Below are 1,107 nucleotides of genomic sequence, written 5' to 3'. Positions count from 1 at the left end.
GTTATAGTCTCGTGGGCTCGGAGATGTGTATAAGAGACAGCCCCTACCGGGGAGTGTTCCCCGTCGTCCCCACCATCTTCACCGAGACGGGGGACCTCGATCTCGCCGGGCAGACGCGCTGCGTCGATTTCATGATCGACGCCGGCTCCGACGGCCTGTGCATCCTCGCCAACTTCTCCGAGCAGTTCGTGCTGACCGACGCCGAGCGCGAACTGCTGATGGAGACCATCCTCGGCCACGTCGCCGGGCGGGTGCCGGTCATCGTCACCACCACCCATTTCAGCACCGCCGCCTGCGCCGCGCGCAGCCGCCGCGCCCAGGAGCTGGGGGCGGCCATGGTGATGGTCATGCCGCCCTACCATGGCGCCACCATCCGCGTGCCCGAGGCGGGCATCGCCGCGTTCTTCCAGCGGGTGTCCGACGCCATCGACATCCCGATCATGATCCAGGACGCCCCGGTCAGCGGCACCCCGCTGTCCGCGGAGCTGCTGGCCCGCATGGCGCAGGAGATCGCCAACGTCGCCTACTTCAAGGTCGAGGTGCCGCAGGCCGCCGCCAAGCTGCGCCGACTGATCGAGCTGGGCGGCGACGCCATCGAAGGGCCGTGGGACGGCGAGGAGGCCATCACCCTGCTGGCCGATCTCGACGCCGGGGCCACCGGCGCCATGACGGGTGGCGGCTATCCCGACGGCATCCGCCAGATCATCGACCCCTTCCTGGCCGGCGACCGCGAGGCGGCGGTGGCCGCCTATGGGCGCTGGCTGCCGCTGATCAACCACGAGAACCGCCAGTGCGGGCTCGCCACCGCCAAGATCCTGATGAAGGAGGGCGGCATCATCGCCTGCGACGCCGTGCGCCACCCGCTGGCGGACCCGCCTCCGGCCAGCCGTGCCGGCCTGCTCGACGCCGCCCGCCGCCTCGACCCGCTGGTCCTGCGCTGGGCGCGCTGAGGGCGGCGCCACCCCTCGCCAAACCGGGAGACCCCTGATGACGACCATCACCGGCGAGATGCTGATCGGCGCCGAGAGCCACCGCGGCTCCGACGGCGCCTTCCGCGCCGTCGATCCTGTCTCTTATACACATCTGACGCTGCCGACGATTATACGC

1 protein-coding gene is annotated in these 1,107 nt (G+C 70.3%); it reads left to right on the top strand.

Going from position 1 to position 1,107, the window contains the following annotated elements; genetic code table 11:
• The first annotated feature begins 23 nt into the window (after positions 1–23).
• The gene (locus tag Q4I23_RS32775; RefSeq protein ID WP_498529014.1) at positions 24–950 is read left to right on the top strand and encodes a dihydrodipicolinate synthase family protein; all 927 of its coding nucleotides are present in this window, start codon (positions 24–26) and stop codon (positions 948–950) included.
• The last annotated feature ends 157 nt before the right edge of the window (positions 951–1,107 follow it).

Source organism: Azospirillum sp. UFLA03-27 (assembly GCF_059803775.1).
Note: the sequence above shows the minus strand (reverse complement) of the source record. Positions and strands in the feature narration are given on the sequence as shown.